This window comes from Alteribacillus bidgolensis (assembly GCF_002886255.1).
GTDB lineage: Bacteria > Bacillota > Bacilli > Bacillales > Marinococcaceae > Alteribacillus > Alteribacillus bidgolensis.
In genome coordinates this window covers 3,584,379-3,597,899 of sequence record NZ_KZ614149.1, presented here as the reverse complement: position 1 = coordinate 3,597,899, position 13,521 = coordinate 3,584,379, and the positions used below count along the sequence as shown (strand labels likewise).

Below are 13,521 nucleotides of genomic sequence, written 5' to 3'. Positions count from 1 at the left end.
TTATGCCCCTATCACTATAAGTAGAGGCATCGATTGAATTAAACTATATTACTTGAATCTTATTTATTCTAAATATTAAGAAATTGTATACATAATTGAGCAAAATTTAACTCTGGACCTTATTCTGTTTTTTGTATAGTACTTCTGGAAATTCTCTATCAAACGTTTTTACATCATCTAGTTTGATCTCAAAGTTGATATCTTGCCGTTCCAAAAATTCTAACACTTGGCTTGCTTTAATATTCCCTGGCGACCCCGGGGCATATGGACAACCTCCTAAACCCGCCTGTGCTACATCATACAATCTAACTCCAGCTTGCATGCCTGCTAAAACATTTGTTAAACCATACCCATAGGTGTCGTGCAGGTGCAGGCTGATTAGAGCATCAGGAAATTTATCGGCTAACTTGCTGCAATATTCATACACCCTTTTAGGAGCAGCTGTCCCTATTGTATCGCCAAGTCCCAATTCATCGACCCCGCTGTCAATCAGTCGTTCTGCAATTCTTTCTACCTCTGAATAAGGTACGTTTCCGGAATAAGGACACGTAAATGCTGTAGCAATTCCACCGACTATTTTTCTCTTGTCTTTACGGGCCTGCTGTATTAAATCCCCTACTGCATTTAAAGATTCATCCGTAGTTTTATTAAGGTTCGCTTTGTTATGAGCATTACTTGCCGATAGAAAAAATTTAGCGGTACCGATACCTGTATTCATAAATCGCTCAAGACCTTTTTGATTAGGAATCAACGCTTCATACTCCACCCCCTCTAACATCGGGAGTTGTCTTGCTAGTTCATCAGCATCACGAAGAGCCGGCACCCATTTTGGATGTACAAAAGAAGTGACTTCAATACAAGAAAATCCTGCATTAATAATACGATCTAGCCAACGTAATTTATTTTCAGTACTCAAATGATAATTTTCATTTTGCAAACCATCTCTTAACGTTACGTCTCGAACATTTATTTCTTCTGGAAATATCAAGTGTTTTGCTCCTTTCCGTCCGTTATTGTGATATTTTTTTGCATCCATCACATTTTTCTATTTCTTTTGTATATTGACTAGACGTAATGACCCTGTTTTAACTTTTATTGTTATTCCTTGTTGTATGTACCTTCCATTAAACAGATTAAATATGTCCTACTTCACATGACATCCCTCCTGACAAGTAACTGAGCAATAAAATAATCAGAAAATTCAATTAATGTATACACTTAATCCTTCTAAATATAACAACGTTCGGTGTTTTTGTCAATATATTTTAAAAATTATAATTATTGTAATTGAATATGAAAATAAAAAATCTTCATTCTGTCATTATTCGTCTCCTAATAAAGTTGATTTCTGTTGATTTAATAATTGAAACGAGTCCCACAGCAATTTGCTAGTATCTATTTGTCTGCTCACCCTACCGAACGCTGGAACTTGCACTTTCGGACCGCCCGGCCAAGTATGTCCTCCCCCTTTCACCGTGTAAAGAACTGCTGTCATAACCTCCTTTTCTGCTACGTAAAGACTTCTTTCCACACGTGTAGAGTCATGAAGAGAAATAGGAGATAATCGTTCATTTTTTATTTCCCAGGAGGAAGCAGATTGATAGGTCCACCATTCTACCGTAGACTTCGCTCCCAACAATCCGTCCACTTCATAAGATACTTCCCCTTTTGCGTCTTCCTCCGCATATGGCACAACTGGGTCCTCATTTCCCATCACAAATACTAATGGCGGCAGTACACCCGTCTCCTTCTTCTTATAAACTTTCGGCAGCGGACCAGCGACAGCTCCCACAGCCGAAAATGTGCCTGGCATCTCTAGTGCCAGCCTTAAACTAAAGCTGGCTCCATTCGAAAAACCAGTTGCATATACTTGATCAGAAGCAATGTTATACGTGATATTCCATTGATGTAACAATTCTTTGATGAACTGAACATCTTTTGAACCCGTTTGATACGCTAAGTTTCCTTCTTTCCCTTCATTCCATTGTTTTGAACGAGGATCCCCATTCTTTATTTGTTTTGATTCAGGATAAATAACAATAAATTGTTCTGATTCTGCTAACTTATGAAAGTTCGTTAATCTGCTGTGATAGTTTGCATCACTGCCTGCTCCATGAAAACTGAATAGCAGCGGTACTAATGCCTCGTCTTGAAGGGAGGAAGGAACATAATATAAATAATTTCTTGTTACTCCTTCTATTTCTATTGTTTCTTTTACAAGTTCTCCTTTTGCAACCACTTTTCCACCCCTTTTCTAAGGTTGATGCACTGCTTTCCCGAGAAGTCCTTCTGCTGCTTCTAACCATGCTTCATTAATACTTGGGTGAGGATAATAGGGATATGTTACATCTTCCATGCGCCCTCCCATCTCAAGAACTTGAACGGCGGCGGTTATCATTTGTGCTGCCCCATACCCAATAGCATGATATCCTAAGATCACTTCTGTTTCTTTTTCACTAATTATTTTTACAAGACCTTCTGTTTCATTGGACAGGGCTGCATAGCCATTCGCACGAAGAGGAAATTGACTTATTAAAATATCATGTCCTTCCTGAAGTGCTTCTTCTTCCGTCAGACCAACAACTGCAATCGGTTTTACCGTATGAACAACAACCGGACAAAGTCCCGGCTCCCATTCACTATTTTTTCCTGCTGCCTGTTCACCAGCTACTTTCCCCTGCTTGATTGCTTCCACGGCTAGAGACGCTGATGCTGTGACATCGCCGACAGCATATATGTGTGATTGGCTCGTTTGGGTCGTATTCGTTATAGGTATAAACCCATCTTCCGTTTTTTCAACTCCACATGCTTCTAGTTGCAGCATGTTTGTATTAGCTGACTGTTTACCAGCTGTGAAAAGATGCGATGCTTCTATTGCCGTTTCCCCTTTAGAAGTTACGACGGTCACGTAAACCGCTTGTTCTAACGTATTCACATCCGTGATTTTAGCTTCTTTGTAAACCTTAATTTTTCTCTTTTTCAACAAACGAGAAAGTTCTTTATTAATACTTACGTCAAAAGAAAAATCACGCTTCTCTTGATCCAGAATAATCGTTATTTTAGATCCAAAACTGGCAAATACAGATGCTGCTTCTAACGTGATATAATCCGATCCATATACTATAAGATGTTTTGGGATTTCTTCTAATCGATATAGGGAAGCACCAAATATTATTCTCTCGTTGTTAGCTGGTATTTCTTCGGGAAGCTTATAAGATGCTCCTGCAGCAATAATTGCCTGCTCGAACTTATATTTATCAAAGGCGTCCTGTCGTTCAACGCCTATTTCCGTATCGGATATAAAAGAAGCAGTACCTTGGATACGCTGAATTTTATATTTTTTCAATAACGCTTCTACTCCCTGATGAAGAGAACCTATAACTTTTTCTTTACGTGCTTGGAGTGCTTTCAAGTCAATGGAAGGCTCTCCATTTACATGAATACCGAAAAACTCCATCTCTTTCGCTTTTTGTATCCTCCCTGCTGCTTCAGTAAAAAGCTTAGAGGGTATACAGCTGTCATTTAAACACATTCCACCTGTCTTGTTCTGTTCAATAATCGCTACTTCTTTACCTAGCTGAGCAGCACGGATAGCCGCATGATAGCCTCCAGGACCACCTCCAATAACGACAACTTCTATTTCGTGAGCAAAATCTCCCACCACCATTTATATCAGCTCCACAAACAAAAGGTTCGGTTCTTCTATTAATTGAATGAAATAATTCATGAATGCACTTGCTTCAGCTCCTGTCGTTACACGTCTGTCACAAGTAAGCGAAACGTCCATCAGCTGGCGGATATGAATTTCCTTTTGATAAACGGCCGGCTTTTCTTTTATTCGGTGAAAAGTCATCATGTTTCCTTTTGAATAGCCGATCGGTGTTAGACGAACCGGGGGTTTCTCAGGGTCTGTATTGCTTATAGCAAAGGTAATCTTTCCTTCTTGATTCTCTTCCCCTTGTTTTGCTTGCTCTGTTACAGTTTTTAGTGTGTCATCGATCTGAGAAATAGACAGGTTTTGTACATCTTCCAATACTGGAACTCTCATCCCGTTCTCAACTGTAACCAGCCCCAAATGGCATCTTTCTTCTCCACTATTTAAAGACTGGTAGTGGCGGAGAGCTTCTCGCAAAGCTTTTATTAAAAACGCCTGAACGGTTATTTCCAAATTATACTGATTATATAATTTATCCTTTATTTCTAAAATCTTGGTCATGTCTACTTCGTTAACATAAATGAAAAAAGGCAGGACAAAGAAAGAACCGGCCTCTTCTTCTGTACTTCGCATAGCTGCCGATTCTGGCACCGGCGCTTTAATATCAGAAGTATCATTGCTGTCATCACCATGCTCCTGCAAACTAATATATGCATAGACATCATCCTCAACAACTCTGCCCGCCGGCCCGCTGCCTTTAATTTGTTCAATATCGACGTCGTTATCTCGGGCAATTTTTCTTGTGTATGGTGCAGCGATTACTCTCTTTCGCCGAGGTGGTGTTACTGTTGCAACAGGACTGGAAACAGCAGCTTCACCAGTTGGAGAAGGGGCTTCTGCTTTTGACTGGGTATATTCTGCTGTTGATTCTTGCCCGCTTTTATGACCATCATTAATAAGAAGAATGGTGTCTCCAACTTCGACTACATCTCCTACTTTTGCCAATATTTCATCCACTTTACCTGCTTTTGGTGCTGACAATTCAGCACTCATTTTATCTGTTTGAACCTCTACAAGCGGTTCATCATTTTTTACGGTATCGCCCGGCTGCACATAGTAATTTAAAATTTCAGCTTCATGCATACCCTCACCAATATCATGAAGTTTTACTTCTATCATCGGGACGTCTCCTTTCCATTAAATAGGTATACTTCAAAACGATATACTCCGCTGTATGGCGTTTTTTATCTTTTCCGGGCTTGGTATATACTCATTTTCCAATGAATAAACAGGTACCGGTATGTCAAATCCGCATACCCTTTCCACTGGGGAACGCAGATATAAAAACGACGTATCATTAATTACAGACATAACTTCACCGCTAACACCTCCAGTAGCCGGGGCTTCATGAACAATGAGAGCTCTTCCTGTTTTTTGGACGGAGGCTGCAATGGTGTCTTTATCCATTGGATACAAAGTCCGCAAGTCAATGACTTCACATGAGACATTTTGTTCCTTTTCGATTTGCTCTACTGCCTTCATCGTTTCAATCGTCATCGCTCCCCACGTGAAAACAGAGATATCCTCCCCTTCTTTTCGCACTGCAGCTTTTCCGAGTTTAATTGTATATTTTTCTTCCGGCACCTCTACTCGAGAAGATCGGTAACAACGCATGGGCTCTAAAAATAAAACAGGGTTCGGATCGTTAATACTTTCAATGAGAAGCCCTTTTGCATCATACGCATTTGATGGGACGACTACTTTAATACCCGGCATATGCGTAAACAAAGCTTCCACACTATCAGAATGAATTTCTGGCGCTTTCACCCCTGCACCGTATGGAGCACGAATAACAATCGGAGCGGTATAACGTCCCATGGAACGCTGGCGTATCCGGGTCGCGTGGGTCATTATCTGATTAAAAGCCGGATAAATGAAACCAAAAAACTGCATTTCCGCAATTGGCTTAAAACCGTTAACCGCAAGACCAATGGAGGTTCCAATAATACCGGATTCAGCAAGCGGTGTATCAATAATCCGTTCTTTTCCAAACTCCTCATAGAGACCTTCCGTCGCTCGAAACACCCCGCCGTTCACGCCGACATCCTGCCCCATCACTAACACATTTTCATCTTCAGCAAGCATTGTCCACATGGCATCATTAATACCTTGAATCATGGTCAGTTTTTTCATTTGAACAGATGTTGTCATTAGGATTTCCTTCCTTTCACCGCTAGATGTTCATCAATTTGTTCTTGTATCGTCCAAGTCGGCACATCAAACACATGATCAAATAATTGACTCATATCAGGCTCTGGATAATTTTCCATTTCTTCCAAGGCTGTTTCGATTTCTTTATTAATATCTTCTTGCAACGCTGCCGCCCAGGCGTCATCCCATTCACCTTCATTATTCAAATATCGTTCCAGCCTAAGAAGTGGATCTGTTGTCTCCCGTCTCTTCTCACTTTCTGATTGATCCCGGTATTTTGAAGGATCATCTGCCGTTGTATGTGCTCCGTAACGCCAAGTCACCGCTTCTAGTAACGTCGGCCCCTCGCCATTACGAGCACGTTCGACCGCTTCTTTAACTGCAAAATATACAGCCAATATATCATTTCCATCTACACGGGCACATTCCATATCATAGCCCAGTCCTTTTTGGGCAATCGTCTTGGTATTCATTTGCTTTTCCATCGGCACACTGATCGCAAACCCATTATTTTGGTTAAAAAATACTGTCGGCACTTGGAAAACGCTCGCAAAATTCAACCCTTCATGAAAATCGCCCTCCGATGTTGCACCGTCTCCAAAATAAACAAGGGAAACACGATCACGGCCTCGTTTTTTCTCGGCCCATGCAGCGCCGGCCGCTTGTGGAAGCTGAGAAGCAATTGGAATAGCAGGCGGAAAAATATTGACTCCTTCAGGAGGAAGTCCTCCTTCAATTCGCCCCCGCCAATTTAACAGAAGATTTCTCATGGAATGACCAAACGTTAAGGTTGCGGCATGATCCCGATATGTCGGAAACATCCAGTCGCCTTTTTCTAATGCCGCAGCACTGCCAACTTGTGCTGCTTCCTGGCCTTCATATTGCACATACGTTCCAATCCGGCCCTGACGCTGCAGTTTCACTGATTTTTTGTCCAGTAGACGAGCTCTTAGCATGAGATAATAAAAATGTTTTATTTGTTCAATCGATATCTTGTCTATCTTAGCGTCTAGATTGACTTTTCCTTCTTCATTTAAGATTTGCTGCATAGGAAATTTATCTAACATCGTTTAAGTGCCACCTTCCTTTTTCTTAAGATTTATTGATAGCTAATTTTCCAGCACACCAGCTGAACCTTAAAAATCCGTAAAATGGTAATATTATGAAAATTTATGTTTAACCATGAATAGTCTGTGTGCGGATAAATCCATAACAGGATTTATCAATAAAATTTTATTCATTTAACCGGCTTTGTTATATTCGCCTCCTTATTATTGAATCAATAATCGGTGGTTAATTGTAATGTTATAGCTGTTTAAATATTCACTCAAGAATCTCATTTAAAGCTTAAATGCTTTTAAGCAGTAAAATGATTGTGTATTTTTATTTGAGAGATATTAAGTCATTATTTGTGTAACCCTTGATTTAAAAGGATTTTTAATAAAAATTACAATTAATCGAAAGCTTTCATATACGATAATTGTTTTAGTTATATATGATATCCATATACACAACGCTTACTTTTTCCGTATCAATATAGTGATTAGCCAAGGCCAAAGTTTTGCTTAATAAAATAAATTTTACTAAAGTAAAAAAGAGCAGGTTTCCCCCTGCCCTTTCATAATTTTTCGTATGAAGTTGGTTTAATCACTCTTCATCTCATTGACTTCTTCTTGATGATCGTCAATCCACTCTTGAGCCACTTCTTCTGGGTCTCGATCATTTTCATCAATTTCTACAATCATTTCTTCCACATCTTCAATACTAATGCTCCAGTTGCTTAAAAATTCATACGCTTCTGGTGCTTCTTCTTGCAAGTTACTATTTGTAATAACACGTACTTCCGAAGTCTCAAAGAATTTCTGAGGATCTTCAAGCACTTTTAAATCATAATCATTAAACATAGGGTGCGGACGCCAGCCGTAAAACACTACTGGTTCTTCATTTTGAATTTTACGGGAAGCCTCGGCAAGCATTCCTCCCTCACTGGAAGCTACTACTTCCATATCTAAGTCATAGCCTTCTGTCATTTCACGAGAGGTTTCTGTTGCTTCTGCCCCCTCTTCAATACTATACATCTCATTATCAAACTTATCTTCGTTCCCTTTTAAATCTTCTATAGAATCAATTTCTTCCATATAAGATGGGACAACCCAGCCAATTTCGGCTTCTGGGTAACTTACAGCTGTTTCGTCAATACTGTCTCCAAATTGTTCTATATAATTTTTGTGCATTGGAAACCAGCCATCCATAAATACATCAAGGTCTCCTCTAGAAAGACCGGTAAATACTCCCCCTACGTCAGCTTCCGTTTTTTCTACTTCATATCCCATATCCTCAAGAATAAGAGTAGCCACTTCTGTTGGAGGAACGGTACTGCTCCACGGCGTGACACCCATATTAATCGTTTCTCCACTGCCGGAAGATCCTTCATTTTCTCCGCTTGCTTCTTGCTCTTGTGAATCCCCGCATGCTGCTAGTGCAGTGATACTTATAGCTGCTAGTATACTAATACCTATTTTTTTCATAAAACATACACTCCTCTATTGATTTTAAAGTTTATCGCCGATCCCTTGGGTAAGCCGGTCAATAATAATCGCTAATACGACTATTCCTAAACCGCCAGTTAAACCTAGTCCTACATTAACGTTCGATATACCTGATAGAACGGTTGAGCCAAGTCCTGGTGCTCCAATCATGGAGGAAATAACAGCCATGGAAAGGGCCAGCATGATGGTTTGATTTACGCCAGCCATAATGGTTTGAAGAGACATTGGAAGTTCCACTTTAAACAACATCTGCCACGTAGTAGAGCCAAATGCTTTCGAAGCTTCCACAATATCTTCTGGAACTTGTCTAATCCCTAAATTAGTCATTCTTACAGCTGGCGGGGTTGCAAAGATAAAAGTAGAAATAACTGCCGGAACACCGCCGAGACCGAATAACAAAATAGCTGGAATCAGGTAAACGAAACTTGGCAGAGTCTGCATAAAATCAAGTACCGGCCGAGTTAATTGATTCATAAATCTATTCTTGGCACTTATAATACCTAACGGTACGCCAATAATGACTGACAACAGGGTCGCAACTATAACAATTGCTACCGTCTGCATGGCTTCGGGCCATAAATCCACCGCACCTAAATAGATACATCCTGCAAGTGAGAATAACCCTACCCCTTTGCCTGCTAACCAAAAAGATAAAACCACGACAATGAATGTTAGAAGAAAAGGTGGAACAATAAGCAATCCATCCGTGACCCCATCTACTATCAACTCAATACCGTCACTCAATTGATTGAAGAAATCACCGAGTTCTGGGAGCAGCCATTCATTTACAAATGAATTAGTCCAATCTTCTAAAGGGAGGTGCAAGTTTTTCATACGGTGGTCACCTCTTCTTTCTCCTTACCTAACACGAGACCTGATAGAATAGAAACGCGTGAGATAATTCCTGTTAACCTGCCCTCTTCTGTAACTGTAATAGGGTATTTTGTATCAGCTGCATAAGCAATCAATTCGTGAAGAGGAGTATCTGGTCTAGTAGAATGATAGTCAGTACGTAGAACCTCTTCCATAGATATATCATTTTTATATGCTTTAATAGCATCATCAATCGTTAATAATCCTATAAGACGTTTTGTTTTATCGACTACAAAAATACTAGATACACCTGCTTCTTCCATCTTTCTTACAGCTACTCTAGGCCCGTCTTTATAAGCGGCTAAAACGGCTGGTTTTTTCATCACGTGAGCAGCGGTAAGCACTTTCGAACGGTCAACATCTTTCACAAAATTCGATACATAATCGTCTGCTGGATGTTCTAAAATTTGTTCTGCCGTGCCAACTTGTACAATCCGTCCGTCTTTCATAATTGCGATTCGGTCTCCAAGTTTTAAAGCTTCATCCAAATCATGAGTGATAAAAAGAACAGTTTTGTTTAATTTGTTTTGTAAATCTAGCAATTCATCTTGCATTTCTTGACGAATGAGAGGGTCGAGTGCACTAAATGCTTCGTCCATTAATAGAATGTCTGTGTCATTTGCCAGTGCTCTGGCCAACCCAACCCGCTGCTGCATTCCACCGCTTAATTGATCTGGATAACTATTTTCATAGCCTTTCAAGCCAACATCTTCAATGGCACGACGTGCTTGTTCCTCTCGTTTACTTTTTTCAACACCTTGAATTTCAAGCCCGTATGCCACATTGGCAAGTACTGTTCGAAAAGGGAAAAGGCCGAACTTTTGAAAGACCATCCCCAATTTCTCTCTTCTCGTCTCTGTTAATGTTTGCTTGTCCATCTTTGTAATATCTTCATCATCGATTAGCACTTTGCCATCAGTAGGATCAATCAAACGATTGATTAATCGAATTAATGTTGATTTTCCGCTCCCGGAAAGTCCCATAATGACAAAGATTTCTCCGGCTTCTACAGAAAAGGAAGCTCGATTAACACCGACTGTCATGCCTGTTTTTTCAAGAATCTTATCTTTCGTTTCTCCTTGCTCTAAATAGTTCAGCCCTTCTTTTGGAGAGGAGCCAAATATTTTCGTTAATTCTTGTACGTTGATTTTACTCATGAACCATTCTCCTTTGAATGCTTCTTTCCTATAATTTATTTTTTCCTAATTCCAATTTTTCTTCCTGCTCGATCAGGGACAGACCAGTTTTCTTGTTGTTTACTCGCAGCCTTTATTACGTCATACACCTCTTCAGGGAATGGAGCAGGCCTCTCTTCCTTGATATCAATGCCCATTAGCATTTGTTCACTTACTGCCAATTCTTCTCCGTTAGTATTTGTCATGAAGAAAAATACGTGCATTCGCTTTGCATCATAGTCAAGCAGTTGAAAAGTGATATCTAGCTCTTCACCTTCATAGGCTTCTTTCAAATAACATAAATGAGTCTCAAGCGTATATACCGTATATTGGAAGTGCTCTCTTCCGGCTTCATCCAAACCGATTAATTCCATCAATTTATCAACAGCTAAGCTGAATACGCTGGCATATGCGGCATCGTTCATATGTCCGTTATAGTCTACCCATTCACGTTGAATAGTTTCTGAGGTAATGGGTTTTGTGAAATCAACCATTAGAAAGCTCCTTTTTGTTTCCCATTATGCTTTGTGGTTCTGGCCAATATTCTTCTACTAAATCAAGCAGCCGTACTAAAAATTCATTTCGCTTAGCTTCTAGTTCTTCAACAGAATGATTTCCAGCACTCGTCTCACATCCTTCAATCACACGCTCTTTTAACTCATACGTTAATTCGGGGGCTTCTAGTTTTGTCCAGGGCAGTTTTAATGCCGGACCAAATTGATGCAGCATGTGGCGCATGCCTTGCTCTCCACCTGCTAGATGAAAAGTTAAAAATGGTCCCATTTGTGCCCAGCGCAGTCCAGCTCCATAAGTGATCGCTGCATCGACCTCTTCGGTTGTAGCTACTCCGTCATTAACAAGATGCAAGGCTTCCCGCCATAAAGCTTCCATCAAGCGGTCCGCTACGTGGCCTTCAATCTCCCGCTCGATTAGAAGCGGCTTCATTTCAACCTTTTTATAGATCGCTTCAGCTTGAGAAATGCTCTCTTGGCTTGTAGCTGTACCACCTACAATCTCAACCAGAGGAAGCAGGTAAACCGGATGAAAAGGATGGGCTACTATTACTCTTTCAGGATTGCTGCAGTTTTGCTGTAATACTGACGGTGTAATACCGGAAGTGCTAGAAGCTATAATAGCGTCTGTATCAGCATGTTTGTCGATTTCTGCCAACACTTTTCTCTTAAGTTCTTCTCTTTCTGGGACATTTTCTTGGATCAAACAAACATTTTGAACAGCTTCTTGCAAATTATTTGTAAAAGACAGCCGTTCCATTGAAGCTCCCGCAGCCAGACCTCTTTGTTCCATATAAGGCCATGCTTGTTTAACCTTTTTTCTCATTTGAGCTTCTGCTCCGTCTACAGGGTCTGTGGCTATTACATCAAACCCTTGAGCTAAAAACCTTGTAATCCAGCCTGCGCCGATAACACCAGTTCCCACTACTGCCACTGTTTGTTGTTTTTGTGTCGACATGGTTGCTTTCCTCCAGTTTTTATATAAATAATTACATTTTTTCCTATAAATGGATATTTGAAGACTGATCATATACGGAATGATAAACAGTCTATATCTTATTTTAAATTTAACTATGGTTTTCTTAATTTTAATTTTTCACGCGCTTCTCGGGGAGTTAGTACATTTGCTCCTAGACTTTGCACGATGTTTACTGCTTTATCTGTCAGATGTTCATTTGTTGCTAATACACCTTTTTTCAAATATAGATTATCTTCTAGACCTATTCTAACGTTTCCACCTTGAAGTACGGACTCTGCGGCAATAGGCATTTGCATAGCACCTATTCCAAAAGCTGCCCAATTACTGTCTTCTGGGATACGTTGTTTCATGTATGAAATGGTTTCGGCATCTGCTGCTGCTCCCCACGGTATCCCCAAACAAAATTGGAATAATGGCTGTTCTTCAACTAATTCTTCTTTTATTAATTGATTAGCAAACCGGATATGTCCCGTATCAAAGCATTCAAGTTCTGGTTTAACTCCGCTTTTTTTAATTAATTCGGCTTGTTTTCTCAGCCAGTCAGCTGGGCTAATGTAAATCTGGTCTCCAAAATTCACACTTCCGCAATCTAGAGTGCAAATTTCAGGGAGGAGCAGTCCAACCGGTTCATGACGCTCTTCAGGGGTTTGAATATCTGTTCCTTCTCCGCCTCTTGTGGGATCTTCATCACTTGGAATCCAATCTCCGCCGCCACCGGCTGTAATATTAATAATGACATCCGTATCTGATTCGCGAATGCGTTCGACAACTTCTTGAAATAAGCTTACGTCATGGCTGAGCTGGCCGGTTTTAGGGTCACGTACATGAATATGGGCAACAGCTGCCCCCGCTTTGGCTGCTTTTATGGCAGAATCAGCAATCTCTTTTGGTGTTACCGGCACCTCCGGATTTTTTGAAGCTGTATCTCCAGCGCCAGTTACAGCGCATGAAATAATAACATTTTTATTCATTTACTTTTCCTCCTTCGGATTTTTAGGAACATGATTGAATATTTCTCCGCTCTCAAAGAATTCTATAAGCCGTTGAATCCAGTCATAATATTCAATCCATTGATGTATTTCATGAAGAAGCTCATTCACCTGTTCTTCCGCTTCCTCCGTCAGTTCTTCTTCTTTTTGAATCGTTTCTAATCTTGCTCTTAATCTTTGTTCAAAATACTTGCTTTTATTTATCGCTTTTCTCCAATTTGACGTGAATAGGGAGATAAACGTTTGATAATAATCTTGTTCCACCTGATATAAATCTTTGCGAACTCCTGCTTGAAAAACACGCTCTGCTATATTCAGATCAATCATTTCACGAACAACTTGACTCATTCTCGTTTTGCTCATCCCTGTTTCTTTTGAAAGTTCATCAAGCGTCATAGGTTCACGATTCATATAAATAATACCTAATACTCTGCCCACCGTTGTGGATACGCCAAAGGAATGCATATTATCAGCAATCTTTTCTACAAATTGTGTTTGTGTTTGCTGAATATCATTAAACGCCTTTTCTTTCATCGTCATCCCCCTATCAACTTTTCTGTTTATGAACTTTATCATAT

The 13,521-nt window shown here is 40.1% G+C and carries 13 protein-coding genes; all 13 read right to left on the bottom strand.

Going from position 1 to position 13,521, the window contains the following annotated elements; translation table 11 throughout:
* Positions 1 to 106: 106 nt before the first annotated feature.
* The 13 genes from CEF16_RS17865 to CEF16_RS17805 all read right to left on the bottom strand — a co-directional run bounded on the left by CEF16_RS17865 (position 107) and on the right by CEF16_RS17805 (position 13,477).
* Entirely contained in the window at positions 107 to 988 is an 882-nt protein-coding gene (locus CEF16_RS17865) for a hydroxymethylglutaryl-CoA lyase (protein ID WP_170032067.1), read from the bottom strand.
* A 333-nt stretch (positions 989 to 1,321) separates the two neighbouring features.
* The gene (locus tag CEF16_RS17860; protein WP_091584337.1) at positions 1,322 to 2,239 is read right to left on the bottom strand and encodes a CE1 family esterase; all 918 of its coding nucleotides are present in this window, start codon (positions 2,237 to 2,239) and stop codon (positions 1,322 to 1,324) included.
* A gap of 15 nt (positions 2,240 to 2,254) precedes the next feature.
* Positions 2,255 to 3,667 (bottom strand): dihydrolipoyl dehydrogenase family protein, encoded by a 1,413-nt coding sequence (locus CEF16_RS17855; protein ID WP_091584335.1) that lies wholly within the window; start codon positions 3,665 to 3,667, stop codon positions 2,255 to 2,257.
* Positions 3,668 to 4,834, bottom strand: coding sequence for a dihydrolipoamide acetyltransferase family protein (locus CEF16_RS17850; RefSeq protein ID WP_091584332.1), 1,167 nt, complete (start codon positions 4,832 to 4,834; stop codon positions 3,668 to 3,670).
* Positions 4,835 to 4,867: 33 nt separating this feature from the next.
* Positions 4,868 to 5,866 carry an alpha-ketoacid dehydrogenase subunit beta gene (locus CEF16_RS17845; RefSeq protein WP_091584329.1) on the bottom strand — a complete coding sequence of 333 codons (999 nt, stop codon included), beginning with the start codon at positions 5,864 to 5,866 and terminating at the stop codon, positions 4,868 to 4,870.
* Positions 5,866 to 6,933, bottom strand: coding sequence for a pyruvate dehydrogenase (acetyl-transferring) E1 component subunit alpha (gene pdhA / locus CEF16_RS17840; RefSeq protein WP_091584326.1), 1,068 nt, complete (start codon positions 6,931 to 6,933; stop codon positions 5,866 to 5,868). The genes CEF16_RS17845 and pdhA overlap by 1 nt, the downstream gene beginning before the upstream one ends.
* Before the next feature lie 576 nt (positions 6,934 to 7,509).
* Positions 7,510 to 8,394, bottom strand: coding sequence for a glycine betaine ABC transporter substrate-binding protein (locus tag CEF16_RS17835; protein ID WP_091584323.1), 885 nt, complete (start codon positions 8,392 to 8,394; stop codon positions 7,510 to 7,512).
* A gap of 24 nt (positions 8,395 to 8,418) precedes the next feature.
* Positions 8,419 to 9,249 (bottom strand): ABC transporter permease, encoded by an 831-nt coding sequence (locus CEF16_RS17830; RefSeq protein WP_091584321.1) that lies wholly within the window; start codon positions 9,247 to 9,249, stop codon positions 8,419 to 8,421.
* Positions 9,246 to 10,445, bottom strand: coding sequence for a quaternary amine ABC transporter ATP-binding protein (locus tag CEF16_RS17825; protein ID WP_091584318.1), 1,200 nt, complete (start codon positions 10,443 to 10,445; stop codon positions 9,246 to 9,248). Before CEF16_RS17825 ends, CEF16_RS17830 begins: the two co-directional genes overlap by 4 nt.
* A 35-nt stretch (positions 10,446 to 10,480) precedes the next feature.
* The gene (locus tag CEF16_RS17820; RefSeq protein ID WP_091584315.1) at positions 10,481 to 10,957 is read right to left on the bottom strand and encodes a thioesterase family protein; all 477 of its coding nucleotides are present in this window, start codon (positions 10,955 to 10,957) and stop codon (positions 10,481 to 10,483) included.
* The gene (locus CEF16_RS17815; RefSeq protein ID WP_091584313.1) at positions 10,950 to 11,933 is read right to left on the bottom strand and encodes a 3-hydroxyacyl-CoA dehydrogenase NAD-binding domain-containing protein; all 984 of its coding nucleotides are present in this window, start codon (positions 11,931 to 11,933) and stop codon (positions 10,950 to 10,952) included. Before CEF16_RS17815 ends, CEF16_RS17820 begins: the two co-directional genes overlap by 8 nt.
* A gap of 113 nt (positions 11,934 to 12,046) precedes the next feature.
* Positions 12,047 to 12,925 carry a beta-keto acid cleavage family enzyme gene (locus tag CEF16_RS17810; protein ID WP_091584310.1) on the bottom strand — a complete coding sequence of 293 codons (879 nt, stop codon included), beginning with the start codon at positions 12,923 to 12,925 and terminating at the stop codon, positions 12,047 to 12,049.
* The gene (locus tag CEF16_RS17805; protein ID WP_091584307.1) at positions 12,926 to 13,477 is read right to left on the bottom strand and encodes a GbsR/MarR family transcriptional regulator; all 552 of its coding nucleotides are present in this window, start codon (positions 13,475 to 13,477) and stop codon (positions 12,926 to 12,928) included.
* Positions 13,478 to 13,521 lie beyond the last annotated feature (44 nt).